Consider the following 18,626-nt stretch of genomic DNA (forward strand, 5'->3'; position numbering starts at 1 on the left):
GCGAAGGGTGGGAGGAAGGGGTCCTTGTTCAGAGGTCGGCTACGTCAGCCTGCTTGGCGCGCACGGCCTCGGCCGCTTCGCGCAGGCCCGCCAGCTCGCTCTCGGACAGGTCGCCCTCGACGACCTTCCGCACACCCTGTCGACCGATCTCGGCCTCGACGCCCAGGTAGACGCCATTGATGCCGTACTCGCCGTCGACCCAGGCGCACACCGGCATGACCGCGCCGGAGTCCTCCATCACGGCCCTGGCCATGCGGGCGGCGGCGGCGGACGGCGCGTAGTACGCCGACCCGGTCTTCAGCAGCGCCACGACCTCGGCACCGCCGTTCCGGGTCCGGTCGACGAGGTGCTCGATGCGGTCGGCGGCCATCACGTCGGACAGCGGCTTGCCGTCGACGGTGCAGCGCGAGGGCACGGGCACCATCGTGTCGCCGTGCGAGCCCAGGGTCAGGGTCCGGACGGAGGACACCGGGACGCCGAGCTCCTCCGCCACGTTGTTGCTGAAACGCGCGGTGTCGAGCATGCCGGCCTGCCCCATGACCCGGTTCTTGGGGAACTGGGTGGCCAGCTGCGCCAGCGCCGTCATCTCGTCCAGCGGGTTGGAGACGACGATGATGACCGCGTCGGGCGAGGAGGCGGCGACGTTCTCCGCGACCTGGCGCACGATCTTCGCGTTGGTCTCGATGAGGTCCATCCGGCTCATGCCGGGCTTGCGGGGAAGGCCTGCGGTGATGACGACGACGTCGGATCCCTCGGTGCCCTCGTAGGACCCACCGCCGACGCCGACGACCTTCGTCTCGAAGCCCTCGATGGGCCGCGATTGATTCATGTCGAGGGCGATGCCCTCGGGCTTGCCCTCGACGATGTCGGTGAGCACGACGGTCTCGAAGACGTCGTACTCGGCGAGTCGGAGCGCGGTGGTGGAGCCGTAGAAGCCGGCGCCGACGACGGTGACCTTGCCCTGCCTGGACGTGTCTGCCATGGCCAGCAACCTATCGCTGAGTGCGCTCCCCGCCCGGGCGGGGCGTGGCCCCGCTGCAGGGGCCCGAGTCGAGCCTGCGAGCGGTGGGGGCAGCGGGGTCCTTCGTCAGGCGGCCGGGATCATCATGGCGGTGACCGCGAGCGTGAGACCCGCGCCCGTCATGAGCACGAAGTCGACCGGGCGGCTCCGCACGGCGAGGAACCCCGCACGCCGCACCGGCAGGAGGAGCCGCAGGACACCGCCGACGACGAGGGCCAGGCCGGCCACGACCAGCCCCTGCCGCCATTGCCCGACGCTGACGAAGAGCAGACCCGCCGCGACCATCGCGAGGACCACCAGTAGGGGCAGCTGACGCAGCAGTCCGGCGAGGAACGGCCGGCGGACGTACAGCGGGGGCCGGGTCATGGCCGGCCCGCCGGCGTGGCCGTCGCCGGGAGCTCGCGCTGGATGCTGGCGATGCCCACCTGGGCGCCGTCGGAGTGCTTGGCGTCCACGTACCAGCGGCTGCCCGGGTCGTCCCCGACCAGCAGCCTTCCCGGCCGCGGACGGTGCCCGGCCGCGGCCAGGGCGGCCACCCGGTGGGTCAGTTCGTCGCGAATCGCCGCGGCCGAGGCCTTGCCGTCGAGGATCGTCGCGGGCACGTCGGACAGTCTGCCCGAGAGGCCCCACCAACTCGTCTGTGGTCCTACGCTCCGGGATGCGGGCGCCCCCGCGCCCCGCCGACCGCCGGAGGTACGCACATGACCGAGCGCGAACCCGCCCGACCCGGCACCCAGCCTGTCGGTGCGACCGCCTACCCGCACGACGCCGGGCCCGGCGACTCCACGGCGCCCGCCTATTCCGATCGGCCGGTCGCCATCCGCGGACCGGAGAGCCTGGGCGGGCTGCTGCTGATCCTCGCCGGGCTCGCCGCCGCCATCAGCCTGGTCCTGGACTGGGAGGCCGACGACGACGTCTCCGGCTGGGGCCTGGTCCGGAACGGCTTCGACGACCTCGGCCAGATCGTCGACAACGGTCTGTGGCAGCCGCTGGCGATCGTGCTCGGCGGCGGCGTGCTGTTCGTCCTCGGCGTCCTGATGTGGCTGCCGATGAGGTCCCACCGCTTCTTCGGGCTGCTGGCCCTGCTGGTCAGCGCGGCGGTGACGGCAGGCGTCCTGGTGCCGCTCGCGGACGCCGGCTGGGACCTCGGGGTCTTCGGCCCGGGCTTCTGGTGCGCCATCGCCGTCGCCGTCCTCGGCCTGCTCGGCAGCCTGAAGGCGCTGTTCAGTCGCCGGCGGTACGCATGACATCGCGGTCCTCCGGGCCGCACCGCGGCCAGGAGCCGTCCCCTGACGCGTTGAGCCGTTGAGTCGCTCGCTCGCGAAACCCTCCAGGCTCCACTGCTCACGACACGACAGTTCGGATCAGCTGCCGATGACGGCGCCGTGGGCGCCGGCGAACTGGACGGCCTGGCTCAGGTCGAGCCGGACGCCGGTCAGCTCGAAGGCCCGCCAGTTGATCTCGTCGGTCGACGCGCCGCGCAGGTCGGCGCCGCGCAGCTTCGCGCTCTGCAGGCGGGCGCGGTTCAGGTCCGAGTTCGTGAGGTCGGTCCCGCGCAGGTCGGCGTCGGTGAAATCGGTCTCCCGGAACCGCTGCCCGGCGAGGACCAGCGCCGAGAGGTCCGCGCCCCGCAGCGACGCGTAGCTCCAGTCGCACTCGGTCGCCGTCATGGGCCGCAGCTGCGCACCCGGGAACTGGGAGCCGGTCAGCTTGCAGCCGTCCCAGGTGACGTCGATGAGCTTGGCCCGGTCGAAGCGGCAGGAGAGGAACGCCGACCCCAGGTGCCGCGAGCCGGCCATCCGCACACCGGTGAGGACGCACTCCTCGAACACGCACCGCCGGCTGACGAGCTCCTCCAGCCCGGCGTCGTCGAACCGGCAGCGGACGAACGTCACGCCGTCGAGCTCGACGCCCCACCAGTCCACCCGGGCGAAGTCCTCCTCCTCCACGACGGAACCCGCCTCCGGCGGGCCCAGGTGTGGCCGGGAGGAGTAGCGCGCCGCCATCAGTGGGCGAAGTGGCGGGTGCCGGTCAGGTAGAGCGGCACGCCGGCGGCCGCCGCCGCGGCGGCGACCTCCTCGTCGCGCACGGAGCCGCCCGGCTGGACGACGGCACGCACCCCGGCGTCCAGCAGGACCTGCAGGCCGTCGGCGAACGGGAAGAAGGCGTCGGAGGCGGCGACCGATCCCGCGGCCCGCTCCCCGCCCGCGACACGGCCAGCCGGGCGGAATCGACCCGGTTGACCTGGCCCATCCCCACGCCGACGGTGGCCCGGTCGTGGGCCAGCAGGATCGCGTTGCTCTTCACCGCGCGGACCGCGCGCCAGGCGAACACCAGGTCGTCGAGGCCGGCGGCGTCCAGCGGCTCGCCGGTCGCCAGGGTCCACGTGGTCGGGTCGTCGCCCGGCGCGTCGAGCCGGTCGGTGACCTGCAGGAGCAGGCCGCCGTCGATCGGGCGCATCTCGGCTCCCGCCGCCGGCAGGTGCGGGAGACGCAGCAGCCGGACGTTCTTCTTGCCGGACAGCACCCGCACGGCGTCGTCGGTGAACGACGGTGCGACGACGACCTCGGTGAACACCTCGGCGACCTGCTCGGCCATGGTCAGGTCGATCTCCCGGTTGGCCGCGATCACGCCACCGAAGGCCGACAGCGGGTCGCAGGCGTGCGCCTTGCGGTGCGCCGAGGCGATGTCGGGGCCGACGGCGATCCCGCACGGGTTGGCGTGCTTGATGATCGCGACGCAGGGGTCCGCGTGGTCGTGGGCGGCCCGCCAGGCGGCATCGGTGTCGACGTAGTTGTTGTAGGACATCTCCTTGCCGTGCAGCTGCTCGGCGTGGGCCAGGCCCGGCCGGCCGCCGCGGTACAGGGCCGCGCTCTGGTGCGGGTTCTCGCCGTAGCGCAGGACGTCGGCCCGTTCCCAGGTCGCGCCGGCCCAGGCGGGGAAGCCGCTGTCGTCGTCCGGGGCCACCACGTTGCCCAGCCACGAGGCGACGGCGACGTCGTAGGAGGCCGTGTGCCGGAACGCGGCCGCGGCCAGCTTCTGCCGCTCGGCCAGCGTGAAACCCCCGGCGGCGACCGCGGTCAGGACGTCGGCGTAGCGGGCGGGGTCGACGACGACCGCCACCGACGGGTGGTTCTTCGCCGCCGCCCGCACCATGGCCGGCCCCCGATGTCGATCTGCTCGACGCACTCGTCGGGGCTCGCACCCGAGGCGACCGTCTCGGTGAAGGGGTAGAGGTTCACCACCACCAGGTCGCACGGGGCGATGCCCAGCTCCTCCAGCTGCCCGACGTGGTCGGCCTTGCGCCGGTCGGCCAGGATCCCGGCGTGGACGGCGGGGTGCAGGGTCTTCACCCGGCCGTCAAGGCACTCCGGGAAGCCGGTGACCTGCTCGACGGGGGTGACCGGGATCCCGGCCTCGGCGATGCGCCGGGCGGTGGCGCCGGTGCTGACCAGCTCCACCCCGGCGGCGGCCAGCCCCGCGGCCAGCTCCTCCACGCCGGTCTTGTCGTAGACGCCCAGCAGGGCGCGGCGGATGGGGGCGCGGTCGCTCATCGGTCGCTCTTCCTCGTCGCGTGCTCGGCCGGCCGGTCGGGGGTGACCAGCCGGGCCACCGTCTGGACCAGGAGCTCGCGCTCCACGGTCTTGATGCGTTCGTGCAGCCCGGCCTCGTCGTCGTCCGGGCGGACGGCGACCTCGCGCTGGGCGAGGACCGGGCCGGTGTCCAGGCCGGCGTCCACCAGGTGCACGGTCGCGCCCGTCACCGTCGCACCGGCGGCCAGCGCGTCACGCACGGCGTGCGCACCGGGGAACGCCGGGAGCAGCGCCGGGTGGGTGTTGATCAGCCGGCCACCGAAGGTGGCGAGGACGGCGGGGCCGACCAGCTTCATGAACCCGGCGGAGACCACCAGGTCGGGCCGGTGCTCGGTCAGCGCAGCGGCCAGGAGCGGTCCCAGGCTCCCCGGTCGGCGTGCTCGGCGAGCGCGCAGGTGAACGTCGGGATGCCGCGCCGGCGGGCGTGCTCCAGCCCGTCGGCAGCGCGGTCGCTGCCGACCACGACGACGTCGGCCGGGTAGACGGGGTCGTCGGTCGCGGCCAGGAGGGCCGCGCAGAGGAGCCGGTGCCGGACAGCAGGACGGCGACCCGCGCCCGCGACACGGGCTCGGTGGCGGGCACGTCCACGACCCTAAAGGAACCGATCCAGCCGGCCCCTCGCAGGGGCCCGCAGCGAACCTGCCAGCCGTGGAGGTGCGGGGTGATCGGTCAGCCCAGCGCCCGCCAGCGGCTGACGGCGGCGCCCACGGCTGCCGCGATCCCGCTCTGCGCCGCGATCGCGATGCCGGTGGCCACCGGGGGCGCCCCCACCTCCGCGAGGCCGCCGTCCCCGAGCGAGCCGCCGGCCAGCCAGACCAGCAGCCCCCTGCCACCCCCAGCAGGCCACCGGTGAGGACGCCGTTCAGCCCGGCGACCACCGAGCCGCCGGCGTCGTCGCGCAGCCAGCGGCCCACCGTGGCACCGGCGACCAGCCCGGCCACGGCCGGGATGACCTGCGACACGAAGGCGATCAGCGGGACCGCCTGCGTGTCCGGCAGCGCCGCGAGCAGAGGGAGCGCCGGGACGGCGTCGAGGGTCACCCCGTGCACCGAGACCAGCGTGCCCGAGCCGACGTGGAAGCCGGGACCCGCGGCCAGTCCCAGCACCGCGGCGGCGGCGTTGGGCAGCAGGATCAGGCCCAGCCCGGCCAGCCCCACCGCTCCCGCTCCCGCGCCGCCGAGCGAGCCCGACAGGGCCGCGTACCCGGCGGCGTCGGCCACGAGGGCGACGGCGACGACGACCGTGCTGAGCGCGACGGCCGTGAGCAGACCGGCGACGACGCCGCGGAGCACCGCCCGGAGCGGCCCCCGGTCGAGCACGTCGTCGAGCAGACCGGACTCCCTTCCCACGCCCCATCCGCTGGCGACCACGGCCAGCACCGTCGCCCCCGCGAGCGTCCGCAGCAGCCCGACCCGGGCCTCGGGGCCGTCGACGGCGAGCGCCAGCACGAGGGTGAGCAGCACGTGCACGCCGACGACGGCGCCGACCGCCCGCGCGGCCTCGCCCCGGCCGGCCGGAGCGCGGAGCCGGGCGACCCCGCGGCCGGCCTGCGCCAGCCCCCAGGCCAGGCCGAGGGTGAGCAGGAGCGGTGCGAGGACCAGCGGGCCGGAGGCGATCCGCAGTTCGCCGCCCTGCGCGAGCAGCCACAGCCGGCCGGCCAGGACGATCGAGTCACCGGCGGACTGACCACCGTCGGGATCGAGGGTCTCGACGACGACGAGCGCGAGCGCCAGACCGGCCAGCGCGGCGGCGCTGACGGCGGCCGACGCCGCCCCGGCCAGACCCACGAGCGGAAGTGCGGTCACGTGGTTGCCCCGGGGCAGGCGGGCGAGCAGGGAGACCACGCCCCCACTCTCGCAACTGCCGGCGGTGGAGGTGGCCGCACGCGCCGAGGCCCGTCCCGATATCGGGCTCCGCGGCGCGTCCGTCAGCCGGTGGGCCGCTCGTCGGGACCGGGAGTGCCCGAGCCCTCACCGGATGCTGTCGAGCCGCCCGGAGTCGCCGGAGGCGCGGCCGGAGGCGCTGGTGGCGGAGGCGGCTGCTGGCCATAGGGCTGCACCGGCCGGCCAGACTGCTCGTGGCTGCCCTGGCCGGAGCCCGGCTGCTGGCCGGGAGGCCCGTAGGCGGGCTGACCGGGGCCGCTCTGGCCGTACGGCTGCTGCGGCTGCGTCGGCTGCTGACCGAAGCCAGGGGCCGGCTGGCTCGCCCACTGAGCCGCCTCCGCCAGCCGCCCGGGCATCGCCGGCCGGTCGCGGATCTCGGGGACCAGCGACAGTCCGGCGACGCCGAGGATCGCGGTCGCCGTCAGGAATCCCAGGAGTGCCCAGATCGAGAAGCCGCCGTCCAGGGCGTCGAGCCACGCGAAGAGCGTCAGCAGCCAGCCGAGGCCGGCGAGGCCGACGGTGATCCAGGAGCGCGGGAACCCGATCGTCATGTCGACGAACGCCGGTGTGACGGCCCACGCCGTCGCCAGGAGGAACAGCACGAACGCCGACGTGACCTGGCCCAGATCCCACCCGCTGAGCTGGAAGCCGAAGAACTCGTCGCCGAAGGTCAGCCAGGGGAAGAAGGCCAGCACGAAGAACAGCAGCGTCCCGCCGGCGAGGAGGTAGTCGGCCACCTTCAGCCGCTTGAGGTCGAAGGAGAACGTCATGCCCGTGCCGGGCGGGCGCGCGTACGGGTTGTGGCCCGCCCCGTACCCGGGCTGGCCGTAACCCGGCTGACCGTAGGCACCCGGGTAGCCGGGCGGCGGGCCGTAACCCGGCGGCGGCGCGTACCCCGGCGGCGGGCCGTAGCCGGGCTGCCCGTACCCCGGGGCGGCCCGTAGCCCGGCGGCGGGCCGTAGCCGGGCTGCCCGTACCCCGGGGCGGTCCGTAGCCAGGCTGCCCGTAGCCGGGCTGCCCGTAGCCGGGCTGCCCGTACCCCGGGGGCGCGTAGCCGGAGGGGGCTGCTGGCCGTGGCCGGGCGGCTGCTGACCGGGAGCGGGCGGGCCGCCGTAGCCGGGAGGCGGACCCTGCGGGGGCTGCTGCTGCGGAGGTTGCTGCGGGTGGTGCCCCTGCGGGTGCTCCGGCTGCTCACCCGAGGGCGGCTGCGGAGGCTGGCTGGCAGTCATCGCGGGGTTCTCCTCGCAGAGGATCGGGGGTGCGAGGCGGATGGTTCCCGTCCCGCACGCGGTCCGGCAACGACGCCACGCACGTCGTCGTCCGACCGTGATCTTCGCAGGGGTGCCGAGACACCGCTGCCCGGTCTCCCCGGACGGGGGACACCGGGCAGCGGTGGAGGTGGGGGCCGGAAAGGTCAGCCGACGATCTCCCGCATGAGACGCGCGGTCTCCGAGGGCGTCTTGCCGACGCGCACGCCGGCGGCCTCGAGGGCCTCCTGCTTGGCCTGGGCGGTTCCGGCCGAGCCCGAGACGATGGCGCCGGCGTGCCCCATCGTCTTGCCCTCCGGCGCGGTGAAACCGGCGACGTAGCCGACGACGGGCTTGGTCACGTTGGCCTTGACGAAGTCGGCGGCCCGCTCCTCCGCGTCGCCACCGATCTCGCCGATCATCACGATCGCCTCGGTCTCCGGGTCGTCCTGGAAGGCCTGCAGCGCATCGATGTGCGTGGTGCCGATGACCGGGTCGCCACCGATGCCGATCGCGGTCGAGAAACCGATGTCCCGGAGCTCGTACATCATCTGGTAGGTCAGCGTGCCGGACTTCGACACCAGCCCGATCCTGCCCTGCTTGGTGATGTTCGCCGGGATGATGCCGGCGTTCGAGCGGCCGGGGCTGATCAGGCCCGGGCAGTTGGGCCCGATGATCCTCGTGGCGCTGCCCTGGGCGTGGGCCCAGAAGGAGGTCGAGTCGTGCACCGGGATGCCCTCGGTGATGACGACGGCCAGCCCGATGCCCGCGTCCACGGCCTCGATGACGGCGGCCTTGGCGAACGGCGGCGGCACGAAGATGACGCTGACGTCGGCGCCGGTCTCCTTCATGGCCTCGGCGACCCCGCCGAACACCGGCACGCTCGCGCCGTCGAAGTCGACGCTGGTGCCGGCCTTGCGCGGGTTGACGCCGCCGACGATGGCGGTGCCGGAGGCGAGCATGCGCTGGGTGTGCTTGCTGCCCTCGGAGCCGGTCATGCCCTGGACGATGACCTTGCTGTTCTCGTTGAGGAAGATCGACATCTCTACAGGTCCTGTTCGCTAGGGCTTCAGGCGGCGGCGAGTTCGGCGGCCCGGCGCGCGGCGCCGTCCATCGTGTCGACCACGGTCACCAGGGGTGGTTGGCCTCGGCGAGGATCCGCCGGCCCTCCTCGACGTTGTTGCCGTCGAGGCGCACGACCAGCGGCTTGGTCGCCTCGTCGCCCAGGATGCCCAGGGCGGAGACGATGCCGTTGGCCACGGCGTCGCAGGCGGTGATCCCGCCGAAGACGTTGACGAAGACGCTCTTGACGGCCGGGTCGGAGAGGATGATCTCCAGGCCGTTGGCCATGACCTCGGCCGAGGCCCCACCGCCGATGTCGAGGAAGTTGGCGGGCTTGACGCCGCCGAACTCCTCACCGGCGTAGGCGACGACGTCGAGAGTGCTCATGACGAGGCCGGCACCGTTGCCGATGATCCCGACCTCGCCCTCGAGCTTGACGTAGTTGAGGTTCTTCTCCTTGGCCCGCGCCTCGAGGGGTCGGCGGCGGCGGCGTCCTCGAGCGCGGCGTGCTCCGGCTGCCGGAACTCCGCGTTCTCGTCGAGGGTGACCTTGGCGTCCAGCGCGAGCACGGTGCCGTCGGGCGCCTTCGCCAGGGGTTGATCTCGACCAGGGTGGCGTCCTCCTGGGTGAAGACCTCCCACAGCTGGACGGCGATGGCGATCACCTGGTCGCGTACGTCGGCCGGGAAGTTGCCGGCATCCACGATCTCCGCGGCCTTGGCCTCGTCGACACCCTTGCTGGCGTCGATCGGGATGCGGGCCAGCGCCTCGGGCCGCTCGACGGCGAGCTGCTCGATCTCCATGCCGCCCTCCTTCGAGGCCATCGCCAGGAAGGTGCGGTTGGAGCGGTCGAGCAGGTAGGAGAAGTAGTACTCCTCGGCGATGTCGCTGGCCTGGGCCACCATCACCTTGTGGGTGATGTGCCCCTTGATGTCCAGCCCGAGGATGTCGTGGGCGCGCGCCTTCGCGTCCTCGGCGTTGTCGGCCAGCTTCACGCCGCCGGCCTTGCCGCGACCGCCGACCTTCACCTGCGCCTTGACGACGACGGGCAGGGCGATCTCGCGGGCGATCGCCTCCGCCTGCTCGGGCGTCTCGGCGACACCGCCGGGGAGCACGGGGACGCCGTGCGACGCCAACAGGTCACGGGCCTGGTACTCGAAAAGATCCACGATCAGGCACCGTAGCCCGCCCGTAACCCGTCCGCCCCTCGGGCGTTGTACGCACCGGGAAGGCGTGGGGCGCATCACACGGTGCGTCACTCGATCGCCGTAGACCCGGCCCGGCCGGGACGCGCCGGCCCGCCGCACCTCCCGACCCCCGCCCCTGAGGAGCCGTCCGTGCGCCGAGCCGCAACCGTCCTGGTCACCGCCGTGCTGACCGCCGGGGAACGGCCGCGATCGCGCCGCCCGCCGCCGCGTCCGAGATCGTCCCCCGCGACCTGACGATCACGGTGACCGGCCTCGGACCCGAGCAGCGGACCTGCCAGATCGACGCCGACCTCTACGTGCCGGCCGGGGTGACCGAGCGCCGGCCGGGACCGGCGCTGCTCGCGACGAACGGCTTCGGAGGGACCAAGGCCGACCAGGCCGACTTCGCCCAGGGGTTCGGCGAGCACGGGTACGTCACGCTCTCCTACACCGGACTCGGGTTCGTCGACGGCGACCTGTGCCCCATCACCCTCGACGACCGCGAGCACGACGGCGCCGCGGCGAGCCAGTTGCTGCGCTTCCTCGGCGGCGACCGGACGATCGTCGCGGTGGACGACGCGACCGGGGAGCGGGTGCACGTCGACCAGGTGATCCGCGAGGACCGCCGCACGAAGGTGCCCCACGACCCCGCGGTCGGGATGGTCGGCGGCTCCTACGGCGGCCAGATCCAGTTCGCGGCCACCGCGGTCGAGCACGCGGCCGGCACCGACCGCCTCGACGCGATCGTCCCGATGATCACCTGGAACGACCTCTCCTACTCGCTCAACCCCGACAACAGCGGCATCCCGGGCGGCACCGCCGGGAGCGGATCGGTCAGCACGGCGAACACCGGCGTCTTCACGTACCAGTGGTCCCTGCTGTTCACCGCGCTCGGTTTCGCGAACGGGGTCCAGGACCTGCCGGCACTGTCCGACCCGGCCCAGGTCCGCAACCTGGCGCAGCAGAACTGCCTGAACTTCGACGCCCCGGTCTGCGCCGCCCTCGCCGAGGTGGCCACGACCGGCTTCGCCAGCCAGTCGTCCGTGGAGTTCCTGCGGTCGAACTCCGTGGCGAGCTACGTGTCCGACGTCCGCGTGCCGACCCTCCTCGCGCAGGGCCAGGCCGACACGCTGTTCAACCTGCAGGAGTCGGTGGCCACCTACGCCGCGCTGAGGGAGCAGGGCACCCCCGTCTCCCTGGTGTGGCAGTCGTGGGGCCACAGCGGCCTGGGCCCCCAGCCCGGCGAGCTGGACGAGCGCAACCCGGAGGCTTCCTACCAGGGCCGCCAGGTGCTGGGCTGGTTCGACCACTACGTCCGTGGCCGCGGCCCGGCCCCGGAGCCGGTCTTCGACTACTACCGCGACTGGGTCATGGAGGAGACGGGCGACGTGGAGCAGGCCTACGCCTCGGCGCCGTTCTACCCCGTCGGGACCGAGCGGACCCTGCACCTGTCCGGCGGTGGCCTCCAGGGAGGTGAGCTGGTCGACAGCCCGGCACAGGTGGTCCCGGGCACCAGCGCGTACAGCAGCGTGGCGCCGTTCGGGCCGAACTACACGGAGACGTCGTTCCTCGACCAGTCCGGTCCGGTGACCGATCCGCCCGGGACGGCGATCCGCTTCTCCACGCCGCCGCTGCCCGAACCGCTGGACGTCGTCGGCTCCCCACGGCTCACCGTGCAGCTGGACGCCCCGGCCGTGGCCGCGTCGCAGCTGACCGGCCCGGCCGGGCAGCTGGTGGTCTACGCGAAGGTCTACGACGTCGGCCCCGAAGGCGCGATCGAACTGCCGCACAGGCTCATCTCTCCGGCCCGCGTCAGCGACGTCACGAAGCCGGTCACCATCGAGCTGCCGGGGATCGTGCACCGGTTCGAGGCCGGTCACCGACTGGCCGTGGTCCTGGCCGGCGGCGACCTGGCCTACCGCGGCTCCACCGTCCCGCAGCAGGTGGGCCTGGCGACCGGCCCCGGCCGCACCCAGCAGCTCACCGTGCCCGTCGTCGATTGACCCAGGCATAGGTACCTATACCTGCGTTCCCGGTCCCCAGACGCAGGTATAGGTACCTATGCCTGCGCGAGGTTCAGGCGCCGGTGGGGGTCCCCACGTTCGCGCGGACCCAGTCGACGATCTCGGTGGTGGTGGCGCCGGGCGTGAAGATGTGGCCGACGCCGAGGCGCTCGAGCTCGGGGAGGTCCTCGTCGGGGATGATCCCGCCACCGAAGACGACGACGTCGTCGATGCCCCGGTCGTCCAGCAGCTCGCGCAGCCGCGCGAAGAGCGTCATGTGGGCGCCGGACAGCACGGACAGCCCGACGGCATCGGCGTCCTCCTGGACGACGGTCTCGACGATCTGCTCCGGCGTCTGGTGCAGGCCGGTGTAGACCACCTCCATGCCGGCGTCGCGCAGCGCACGCGCCACGATCTTCGCGCCGCGATCATGCCCGTCGAGGCCCGGCTTGGCGATGACCACCCGGATGCGTTCGTCCACGAGCGGCAGCCTAGTGAATGGGCCCGATCAGGAGCGGCCTCGGCGGAGCCGCCAGGCGAGCGCGGTGAGCCCCGCGTAGCCCAGTCCGGCGACGAGCAGGCCCGCGCCGGGAAGGGTCCACTCCAGGTCGTCCGAGGCGGCGGCGTCCCGCATGCCGGTGAGTGCGGCACCCAGGACGGCGACGGCGATGGCGAGCAGGCCCCCGACGACGGCCAGCCGCGGACGCAGCGACGGTGCGACGACCGAGCAGAGGACGACGGCGCCGGCGAGCAGCAGTCCGCCCATGAGCGCGAGCCCGGGCCGCTCGAGCAGCGCCTGGGGCCCCTCCTGGGTCACCACGGTCTGCAGCCCCGTCGCAGGGTCGGTGACCACCTGATCGGGGACGTCGGCAGACGGCAGGGAGAGGCACAGGACGGTCATGACGCCGAGGAGGACCCCGGAGCCCGCGAGGCCCGAGCGGACGGGATCGAGGGCACCGCCGTCGTCCATGACGGTCCGGCCCCAGGACCAGATCGCCACGGCACCGGCGAGGACGGTGAGGCCGAGGGCGACGACACCGAGGACCCAGCCGGGCGCCGCCTCGACGCCACTGGTGAGCACCCGCTGCCCGGCGAGCACCTCGACGGCGGGACGCGACGTCGAGCTGCTGCCGCGGTAGACCTCGATCAGGAGCTGACCGATCCCCAGGGCTCCGGCCACGCCCGCGTAGGCCAGGCCGAACTTCGGGACCGCCCCCGGAGGAGCACCGCGCCGACCGCCAGGTGGGCCACGGGTACGAGGAGGACGACGAGCGCACTGGCGAGGTCGTCGACCGGCGACAGCTCCTCCCCACCCACGACGAGGTAGGTCGGGACGACGGTCGCGGCCCCGGCCAGGGCCGCCAGCACGAGCAGCACCCCGACGATGCGGGCGCCGGGGGAACGTCGCCCACGACGAGGTCCTCCCCGGACCCGGACGCCGCACCGTCGCGCGCGGCAGGGCGCGCGGACGGCGTCGTCCGCACGGCGCCGCGGCGCGCGGTCGGAGTCGCGCGGCGGCTGGTCGGCCCCGTTCGGGCGTCGCGGGACACGTCTTCCCCTTCGGTCGCCGGTGCGTGGTCACCAGGCGTCGTCCCAGTCTGCGGCCGCGCTCGGCGGTCGCGTGGTTCCGGTCGGCGCGATCCGGTCACGAACCGGACTCGATCTGCCGAGGATCCGGGGAGCCGCGTGTGATGCGCACCACAGCTGCGCATTACCGTGACGGCAACGGACACCTATCCACCGACCAGCGACGCCGAACCCGCGCCGATGCCGGTGAGAAGCAGTCGGGAGGTCGGTCGTGCGCACGACGAGTGGTCCCGAGCGGCGACCAGGGTCGCACACCGCTGCGCCGACGCCGGACACCCCGCGGAGCACCCTGCGAGCGCTCTGCTCCCCGCCACCCTGACCGGCGGCCTCACCGAGCTCGCCTGGGTGGGCGCCCACGTGCTCATGTACCCCCTCGGCACCCGGGTCGCGGCACTGCGGCCCGACGTGCGCAAGCGCCCGGGCCAGCAGCCGCCCACCGTCCGGGCGCTGTTCGCCGCCGATCCGCTGGCCGCCCGCATCCCGGTCCTGCTGGTGCACGGCCTGGTGGACAACCGCTCGGTGTTCTCCGTGATGGAGCGCAGCCTGCGCCGGCGCGGGTTCGCCCACGTCTGCACCTGGAACTACAGCCCCTCCTGACCGACATCGCCCGCGGGGCGACCGACCTCGGCGCGCACATCGAGCGCATCTGCGAGCAGACCGGCTACGACCGCGTGCACGTCGTCGGCCACAGCCTGGGAGGGCTGATCGCCCGCTACCACGTGCAGCGTCAGGGTGGGGACCGCCGGGTGGAGTCGCTGGTGACGCTCGGGACCCCGCACGAGGGTCGGTGCTCGCGCACGTCGTCCCCACCCCGCTGATCCGCCAGCTCCGGCCCGGGTCACCCGTCCTGCGGGAGCTCGCCGGGCCGGCACCGGCATGCCGGACCGCGGTCACGGCGATCTACAGCGACCTCGACCAGATGGTGCTACCGACGCGGTCGGGCCGGTGCGACCACCCGGACCTCGCCGCCCGCAACGTCCTGCTGCGCGGGATCGGGCACATGAGCCTCCCCGCCACCGGCAGGTGGTCGACGAGGTCGCGGCGATCCTGGCCGGTCGCCGGGACGCTGGGGAACGGCCTGCGACCGGTCGCGGCGCCGTCGCCTGACCGCGCTCGGCCGGGGCCGCCGTCGTCCGTCCGTCTGGCGACTCTTGTGGTCGCAGCCGGCAGTCATCGTCCAGTCACGCCACATTTCCGTCACACCGCGCACTTATCGCGACACGAGCTGTGCGGTGCTTTGTCGCGCCCTGACACATCGTTACGGTTCGATCACGGCGCCGGGCCACCGGCGGGTGACCGGACCACGGTCGTCCTGAGCCGCCGCCGCTCCCCGGCGGGCCGCTCCACGGCTCGGCAGGGCAGCGCTCGTCCGGGAAGGTGCGCCATGTCACGCAGCAGTGCACCGCAGATCCTCGAGCGGCCCGGCAGCGAGCACGACACCGCCTCGCTGCGCGGCCCCTCGTCGAGGCCCTGCGCACGAGGCGTGCCGCCGCCGACACCGCGGCACCGGCCGAACCCGCCGTGGACGCCGACGACGACGCCGCCCAACCCGCCGCCGAGGAGGCCCCTCCCCCGGTCGACCGCGGTCCCGGCGGCTCCCGCACCCGCCCGGCCGCCGGGCGCATCTCTGGCTGGCCGCCCTCATCGCGGGCGCCCTCCTCGCTGCGGTGCCGGGCTTCACCGGGCCCTCGCAGGAGCTCACCGGCACCGCCTCCGACTACGGCCTCGGCATCGCCGCCGATCTCGCCCTGAGCGGCGGCATCGACGACGCCGGCGTGCGACGCAGCATCACCGAGGCGGAGGCGCAGGCCCGGCTGGGCGAACTCGCCGCCTCCCGCGCCGCCCGTGCGCCGAAGACCGTGCTCCCCACGCAGGGCCGGCTCACCACCTGCTTCTGCATGCGCTGGGGCCAGATGCACTACGGCCTGGACCTGGCGGCTCCGCTCGGCACCCCGATCTACTCGGCGGCCGACGGCGTGGTGATCAAGGCCGGACGCGTCTCTGGATACGGCAACGCCGTGTACATCCAGGACGCCGACGGCAACGTGCACATCTACGGCCACATGCGCTACTACGACGTCCGGGCCGGCGACATCGTGCACGCGGGCGACCAGATCGCCAAGGTCGGCAACGAGGGTACTCGACCGGACCGCACCTGCACTACCAGATCCACCGTGGCGGCATGGACGGCCGCCCGCTGGACCCGCAGAAGTGGCTCGCCGAACGCGGCGTCGGCATCTGATCCCGGCCGGGATGGCCGTGGCCCGTGTGCGGGTCAGGCCGCCCGGATCACGACCCGCACGCGGGCGTCGCCCGCCGCACGTCCGAGAGGGACTCGACGACGCGGTGCACCACGTCCACGCCGTCCAGCAGCGGCCGGTGGCGCGAGCGCTCGGGATCGGTGCGGAACGCGCGGTAGGCGCCCTCGGACGGGAACGACAGGACGTGGACCTCCGTCGCGTCCTCCGGGGTGCGGAGACGGCGTTCGAGCAGGCCGCCGTGCCGGCCCAGCAGGAGCAGCACCTGGTCCTCGTACCGCTGGAGCGCCACCGCCCCGTCCGGCTGCACGTCGACGACGGCGACCACGGTGTAGCGCGGCCGATCGGGCGCAGTGGTCACAGCTTGACGAGCGGCGCATACCTCAGCACGAGGCGTTTGGTCCCGCCGGAGCCGAAGTCGACCGTCGCCTGGGCCTTGTCACCGACGCCGGTCACCTCGACCACCGTCCCGAGCCCGAACGCGTCGTGGCTGACCCGGTCACCGACGTCCACCGAGATGACCGCCCGGTTGCCGGCGCCGCCGCGCAGGCCACCGGTCGACAGGCCGGTCGCGGCCACCCGCGACTGCGCGGACGAGTAGCTGTTCGACGACGCGGGGGCCGGCTCGAGCCGGGCCCAGTGCACGGTGTCCGGCGGGATCTCGTCCAGGAACCGGGACGGCGGGTTGTAGGACGGCTGCCCCCAGCTGGTGCGCACCTGTGCCCGCGAGAGGAACAGCCGCTGCTGGGCGCGGGTGATGCCGACGTAGGCCAGCCGCCGCTCCTCCTCCAGCTCCCGCGGGTCGCCCAGGGCGCGCAGGTGCGGGAAGACGCCGTCCTCCAGCGCCGTCAGGAAGACGACGGGGAACTCCAGTCCCTTGGCCGTGTGCAGCGTCATCATGGTGACCACGCCGGCGTCGTCGCCGGTGACCGGGATCTGGTCGGCGTCGGCCACCAGCGAGACCTGCTCCAGGAAGTCGGTGACCGTCCCGTTGGGCGTGGCCGCCTCGAACTCCGCGGCGACCGAGATCAGCTCGTTGAGGTTGTCGACGCGCCCCTCGTCCTGCGGGTCGGTGCTCGCCTGCAGCTCCGCGAGGTAGCCGGTGCGGTCGAGGATGCTCTCGAGCAGCGCGGCCGGACCGGACCCCGTCTCGACCAGCTGCTCGAACTCCTCCAGCAGCGCGACGAACTCCTGGATCGCCTTGAGCGACCGGGTGGCGAGCTCCCCGACCTCCGAGCACCGGCGCAGGGCCGCGGCGAACGGGATCCGCTCGCGGTCGGCGAAGTTCTCGACGCACGCCTCGGCGCGGTCACCGATGCCGCGCTTGGGGGTGTTGATGACCCGGCGCAGGCTCACGATGTCGGTCGGGTTGGCGACCACCTTGAGGTAGGCCAGCGCGTCGCGGACCTCCTTGCGCTCGTAGAAGCGCACGCCGCCGACGACCTTGTAGGGCATGCCGACCCGGATGAAGACCTCTTCGAAGACCCGCGAGGCGTTGTTGGTCCGGTAGAAGACCGCGATGTCCTTCGGCTGGGCCACGCCCTCGTCGACCAGCGCGTCGATCTGCTCGGCGACCCAGGCGGCCTCGTCGTGCTCGTTGTCGGCGACGTACCCCTCGATCAGCTCGCCGTCGCCCGAGTCGGTCCACAGGTTCTTCGGACGGCGGCCGGTGTTGCGCGAGATGACCTGGTTGGCCGCCTTGAGGATGCGCTGGGTCGAGCGGTAGTTCTGCTCCAGCAGGATCGTGGTGGCCTGCGGGTAGTCGCGCTCGAACTCGTCGATGTTGCGGATCGTGGCACCGCGGAAGGCGTAGATCGACTGGTCGGCGTCACCGACGACGCACAGCTCCGCCATCGGCACCGGGCCCACTGGGCCGCCGTCACCCGCCCACCCCACGAGCTCGCGCACCAGCATGTACTGGGCGTGGTTGGTGTCCTGGTACTCGTCGACCAGGACGTGCCGGAAGCGCCGGCGGTAGTGCTCGGCGACGTCGGGGAACGCCTGCAGCAGGTGCACGGTGTTCATGATCAGGTCGTCGAAGTCCATCGCGTGCGCCTGGCGCAGCCGCTGCTGGTAGAGCTTGTAGGCCTCGGCCAGCACCTTCTCCGGCGCCGTCCCCGGGACGTAGCTCTCCTCGTCGACCAGCTCGTTCTTCAGGTTCGAGACCTGCGCGGCCAGGCTCCGGCCCGGATAGCGCTTGGCGTCGAGGTCCAGGTCGCGCGCCACCATCGTCATGAGCCGGACCGAGTCACCCTGGTCGTAGATCGTGAACGACGACTTCAGCCCGAGCTTGGCGGCCTCGGCGCGCAGGATCCGGACGCACATCGAGTGGAACGTCGACACCCACATGGCGCGGGCACGCGGCCCGACGAGGTGGGCCACCCGCTCCTTCATCTCGCCGGCGGCCTTGTTGGTGAAGGTGATCGCCAGGATCTCGCCGGGCTGGGTGTGCCGGGCCCCCAGCAGGTAGGCGATCCGGTGCGCGAGCACCCGGGTCTTGCCCGAGCCGGCACCGGCCACGATGAGCAGCGGACCGCCCTCGTGGACGACGGCCTGGCGCTGCGGGCCGTTGAGCCCGGCCAGCATCCGCTCGAGCTCACGCCCCACGGACCCCGTGGCGGTGCGCTGGAGCGCCTCGGTTCCGGGCAGGGACTGCTGCGGCCCCGGCAGGGCTTCCTGGACGCTCATCCCGGTGTCCCCGCGGAGACGTGGAGCGCCAGCGGAGCGTTTTCGTGGGGTGGGTTCATGTCCACATCACTGTAAGCCGGACGGAGGACACTCCCCGG

The 18,626-nt window shown here is 73.4% G+C and carries 22 protein-coding genes and 1 pseudogene; 5 read left to right on the forward strand and 18 right to left on the reverse strand.

The genetic code is table 11. The annotated features are described in order from the left end of the window. Window positions 1–28: 28 nt before the first annotated feature. The 3 genes from mdh to U6N30_RS24600 form a co-directional block, all read right to left on the reverse strand. The gene (mdh, locus tag U6N30_RS24590) at window positions 29–982 is read right to left on the reverse strand and encodes a malate dehydrogenase (RefSeq protein WP_324274347.1); all 954 of its coding nucleotides are present in this window, start codon (window positions 980–982) and stop codon (window positions 29–31) included. A gap of 105 nt (window positions 983–1,087) precedes the next feature. Further along, a complete protein-coding gene (locus U6N30_RS24595) occupies window positions 1,088–1,387 on the reverse strand; it encodes a DUF3017 domain-containing protein (protein ID WP_324274348.1) in 300 nt (99 codons plus the stop codon). Next, entirely contained in the window at window positions 1,384–1,623 is a 240-nt protein-coding gene (locus U6N30_RS24600) for a tetrahydrofolate dehydrogenase/cyclohydrolase catalytic domain-containing protein (RefSeq protein ID WP_324274349.1), read from the reverse strand. Before U6N30_RS24600 ends, U6N30_RS24595 begins: the two co-directional genes overlap by 4 nt. A gap of 99 nt (window positions 1,624–1,722) precedes the next feature. Here U6N30_RS24600 and U6N30_RS24605 point away from each other — a divergent pair, with 99 nt between their 5' ends. Further along, window positions 1,723–2,268: a hypothetical protein gene (locus U6N30_RS24605; RefSeq protein ID WP_324274350.1), complete on the forward strand. Its 546-nt coding sequence runs from the start codon at window positions 1,723–1,725 to the stop codon at window positions 2,266–2,268. Window positions 2,269–2,385: 117 nt separating this feature from the next. Here the strand turns inward: U6N30_RS24605 and U6N30_RS24610 are convergent, their stop codons facing one another. From U6N30_RS24610 to U6N30_RS24645, 8 genes are all read right to left on the reverse strand, one after another. Further along, window positions 2,386–3,027, reverse strand: a complete 642-nt coding sequence (locus tag U6N30_RS24610) for a pentapeptide repeat-containing protein (RefSeq protein ID WP_324274351.1) — start codon at window positions 3,025–3,027, stop codon at window positions 2,386–2,388. 25 nt (window positions 3,028–3,052) lie between these two features. After that, on the reverse strand, window positions 3,053–4,177 hold the full coding sequence (locus U6N30_RS24615) for a hypothetical protein (RefSeq protein WP_324274352.1): 1,125 nt from the start codon (window positions 4,175–4,177) through the stop codon (window positions 3,053–3,055). After that, the gene (locus U6N30_RS24620) at window positions 4,102–4,575 is read right to left on the reverse strand and encodes a hypothetical protein (protein ID WP_324274353.1); all 474 of its coding nucleotides are present in this window, start codon (window positions 4,573–4,575) and stop codon (window positions 4,102–4,104) included. The genes U6N30_RS24615 and U6N30_RS24620 overlap by 76 nt, the downstream gene beginning before the upstream one ends. Continuing rightward, window positions 4,572–6,458, reverse strand: coding sequence for a cell division protein PerM (locus U6N30_RS24625; protein WP_324274354.1), 1,887 nt, complete (start codon window positions 6,456–6,458; stop codon window positions 4,572–4,574). The genes U6N30_RS24620 and U6N30_RS24625 overlap by 4 nt, the downstream gene beginning before the upstream one ends. 83 nt (window positions 6,459–6,541) lie before the next feature. After that, entirely contained in the window at window positions 6,542–7,726 is a 1,185-nt protein-coding gene (locus U6N30_RS24630; RefSeq protein WP_324274355.1) for a hypothetical protein, read from the reverse strand. 185 nt (window positions 7,727–7,911) lie between these two features. Continuing rightward, a complete protein-coding gene (gene sucD / locus U6N30_RS24635; protein ID WP_324274356.1) occupies window positions 7,912–8,787 on the reverse strand; it encodes a succinate--CoA ligase subunit alpha in 876 nt (291 codons plus the stop codon). An 85-nt stretch (window positions 8,788–8,872) separates the two neighbouring features. Beyond that, window positions 8,873–9,193: a hypothetical protein gene (locus U6N30_RS24640; RefSeq protein ID WP_324274357.1), complete on the reverse strand. Its 321-nt coding sequence runs from the start codon at window positions 9,191–9,193 to the stop codon at window positions 8,873–8,875. After that, complete coding sequence (locus tag U6N30_RS24645) at window positions 9,159–9,974, reverse strand: ATP-grasp domain-containing protein (protein WP_324274358.1); 816 nt, start codon at window positions 9,972–9,974, stop codon at window positions 9,159–9,161. Before U6N30_RS24645 ends, U6N30_RS24640 begins: the two co-directional genes overlap by 35 nt. 281 nt (window positions 9,975–10,255) lie before the next feature. On the opposite strand from U6N30_RS24645, the gene U6N30_RS24650 reads away from it, so the two are divergent. Then, window positions 10,256–11,995, forward strand: a complete 1,740-nt coding sequence (locus U6N30_RS24650) for a CocE/NonD family hydrolase (RefSeq protein ID WP_324274359.1) — start codon at window positions 10,256–10,258, stop codon at window positions 11,993–11,995. A 73-nt stretch (window positions 11,996–12,068) separates the two neighbouring features. Here the strand turns inward: U6N30_RS24650 and U6N30_RS24655 are convergent, their stop codons facing one another. From U6N30_RS24655 to U6N30_RS24665, 3 genes are read right to left on the reverse strand one after another with little or no spacing between them, the layout of a single operon-like run. After that, window positions 12,069–12,476: a coenzyme B12-dependent isobutyryl CoA mutase small subunit gene (locus tag U6N30_RS24655; protein ID WP_324274360.1), complete on the reverse strand. Its 408-nt coding sequence runs from the start codon at window positions 12,474–12,476 to the stop codon at window positions 12,069–12,071. 27 nt (window positions 12,477–12,503) lie between these two features. Then, the gene (locus tag U6N30_RS24660; RefSeq protein WP_324274361.1) at window positions 12,504–13,175 is read right to left on the reverse strand and encodes a hypothetical protein; all 672 of its coding nucleotides are present in this window, start codon (window positions 13,173–13,175) and stop codon (window positions 12,504–12,506) included. Next, window positions 13,142–13,372: a hypothetical protein gene (locus U6N30_RS24665; RefSeq protein WP_324274362.1), complete on the reverse strand. Its 231-nt coding sequence runs from the start codon at window positions 13,370–13,372 to the stop codon at window positions 13,142–13,144. The genes U6N30_RS24660 and U6N30_RS24665 overlap by 34 nt, the downstream gene beginning before the upstream one ends. A gap of 339 nt (window positions 13,373–13,711) precedes the next feature. Here U6N30_RS24665 and U6N30_RS24670 point away from each other — a divergent pair, with 339 nt between their 5' ends. Beyond that, window positions 13,712–14,179, forward strand: coding sequence for an esterase/lipase family protein (locus U6N30_RS24670; protein WP_324274363.1), 468 nt, complete (start codon window positions 13,712–13,714; stop codon window positions 14,177–14,179). 74 nt (window positions 14,180–14,253) lie between these two features. Next, window positions 14,254–14,400, forward strand: a complete 147-nt coding sequence (locus U6N30_RS24675) for an esterase/lipase family protein (protein WP_324274364.1) — start codon at window positions 14,254–14,256, stop codon at window positions 14,398–14,400. A gap of 451 nt (window positions 14,401–14,851) precedes the next feature. Here the strand turns inward: U6N30_RS24675 and U6N30_RS24680 are convergent, their stop codons facing one another. Both U6N30_RS24680 and U6N30_RS24685 read right to left on the reverse strand, forming a co-directional pair. Continuing rightward, window positions 14,852–15,130 (reverse strand): hypothetical protein, encoded by a 279-nt coding sequence (locus U6N30_RS24680; protein ID WP_324274365.1) that lies wholly within the window; start codon window positions 15,128–15,130, stop codon window positions 14,852–14,854. A gap of 169 nt (window positions 15,131–15,299) precedes the next feature. Continuing rightward, a complete protein-coding gene (locus U6N30_RS24685; RefSeq protein WP_324274366.1) occupies window positions 15,300–15,482 on the reverse strand; it encodes a hypothetical protein in 183 nt (60 codons plus the stop codon). 13 nt (window positions 15,483–15,495) lie between these two features. On the opposite strand from U6N30_RS24685, the pseudogene U6N30_RS24690 reads away from it, so the two are divergent. After that, a pseudogene (locus tag U6N30_RS24690) lies at window positions 15,496–15,663 on the forward strand (M23 family metallopeptidase); the annotation flags it as partial. Between the two features lie 208 nt (window positions 15,664–15,871). Here U6N30_RS24690 and U6N30_RS24695 read toward each other — a convergent pair. Beyond that, window positions 15,872–16,201 carry a hypothetical protein gene (locus U6N30_RS24695; protein WP_324274367.1) on the reverse strand — a complete coding sequence of 110 codons (330 nt, stop codon included), beginning with the start codon at window positions 16,199–16,201 and terminating at the stop codon, window positions 15,872–15,874. Then, a complete protein-coding gene (pcrA, locus tag U6N30_RS24700; RefSeq protein ID WP_324274368.1) occupies window positions 16,198–18,528 on the reverse strand; it encodes a DNA helicase PcrA in 2,331 nt (776 codons plus the stop codon). Before pcrA ends, U6N30_RS24695 begins: the two co-directional genes overlap by 4 nt. Window positions 18,529–18,626: the final 98 nt, after the last annotated feature.

Source organism: Blastococcus brunescens (assembly GCF_035320885.1).
GTDB classification, from domain to species: domain Bacteria; phylum Actinomycetota; class Actinomycetes; order Mycobacteriales; family Geodermatophilaceae; genus Blastococcus_B; species Blastococcus_B brunescens.

Coding starts and splice junctions, on each gene's coding strand:
- mdh (WP_324274347.1), bottom strand. CDS start 982: ATGGCAGACACGTCCAGGCAGGGCAAGGTCACCGTCGTCGGCGCCGGC.
- U6N30_RS24595 (WP_324274348.1), bottom strand. CDS start 1,387: ATGACCCGGCCCCCGCTGTACGTCCGCCGGCCGTTCCTCGCCGGACTG.
- U6N30_RS24605 (WP_324274350.1), top strand. CDS start 1,723: ATGACCGAGCGCGAACCCGCCCGACCCGGCACCCAGCCTGTCGGTGCG.
- U6N30_RS24610 (WP_324274351.1), bottom strand. CDS start 3,027: ATGGCGGCGCGCTACTCCTCCCGGCCACACCTGGGCCCGCCGGAGGCG.
- U6N30_RS24615 (WP_324274352.1), bottom strand. CDS start 4,177: ATGGTGCGGGCGGCGGCGAAGAACCACCCGTCGGTGGCGGTCGTCGTC.
- U6N30_RS24620 (WP_324274353.1), bottom strand. CDS start 4,575: ATGAGCGACCGCGCCCCCATCCGCCGCGCCCTGCTGGGCGTCTACGAC.
- U6N30_RS24630 (WP_324274355.1), bottom strand. CDS start 7,726: ATGACTGCCAGCCAGCCTCCGCAGCCGCCCTCGGGTGAGCAGCCGGAG.
- sucD (WP_324274356.1), bottom strand. CDS start 8,787: ATGTCGATCTTCCTCAACGAGAACAGCAAGGTCATCGTCCAGGGCATG.
- U6N30_RS24640 (WP_324274357.1), bottom strand. CDS start 9,193: ATGAGCACTCTCGACGTCGTCGCCTACGCCGGTGAGGAGTTCGGCGGC.
- U6N30_RS24685 (WP_324274366.1), bottom strand. CDS start 15,482: ATGCAGAAGCAGGTGGTGAGCCGGCCCTGCGTGGGGAGCACGGTCTTC.
- pcrA (WP_324274368.1), bottom strand. CDS start 18,528: ATGAGCGTCCAGGAAGCCCTGCCGGGGCCGCAGCAGTCCCTGCCCGGA.